This window comes from Paenibacillus terrae (genome assembly GCF_000943545.1).
In the GTDB taxonomy this organism is placed as follows: Bacteria; Bacillota; Bacilli; order Paenibacillales; family Paenibacillaceae; genus Paenibacillus; species Paenibacillus terrae_A.
This window is the reverse complement of the sequence record NZ_JTHP01000190.1, coordinates 1-742: the sequence shown is the minus strand read 5'-3', so window position 1 is coordinate 742 and position 742 is coordinate 1. Positions and strand designations below refer to the sequence as shown.

The window sequence follows — 742 nt, the reverse complement described above, 5'->3', positions numbered from 1 at the left end:
TTTCTTGCACATCAAATAATAATAGTCCAAATACTCGCTCCACAGGATTTCCGTACCCTTCAGCATTTCCTCCTCATTCGCCATAAAAAAGGACAAAGCCGTATTGATCCTGTCCTCATCTTGGAGATTATTATATTGTCGCTCCCACTCTGACCATAGATCATCACGCTCTGAAAATTGAAGCACGGCTGCTTTACGACACTTCTCACACCTGGTATCTTCCCTTTGAGCAGATCAGCCATGATATCTTCTTCGTTGAGAATCGTTCCACAGATCAGTATATTGGTGTCCCTTGTTCCGATAGGCAGAATGACATCCGTAAACGTATTCTTAATTTGTTCTCGTTTAGCTTCGGATCGAGCCGTATCCTCCTTGAGCAAATCATCCATTAGAACCAGTGTAGGACGGTGATGCTTATAGTGAATACCTCTCAAGCTACCATCAATCCCGCGAATCATAATACATGAATCCAGTCCACCTTTACTCTTCAGCCAAATCTCATTGTTGTTCCAACGGCTCCCTTTACGAATCCCAAAATCCTCAATCAGCATCTGATTGGTTTCTAGCTCATCTTTGATCATGTCCAAGAAGGGCAATGCAATTTGCTCGGTAGCAGATATGATCAGTGTAAACTGTGATTTATCATATAAAGTCGCATACAACGGAAATAAAAAGGAACTGATCGTGGACTTTCCATGCTCCCTAGGGAGGCCGAAAGCCGTAATCAATCCAGTATGGGCAA

At 42.9% G+C, this 742-nt stretch carries 1 pseudogene; it reads right to left on the bottom strand.

Annotated features, from left to right (window positions below):
* Positions 1-59 precede the first annotated feature (59 nt).
* A pseudogene (locus tag QD47_RS31365) lies at positions 60-742 on the bottom strand (hypothetical protein); the annotation flags it as partial.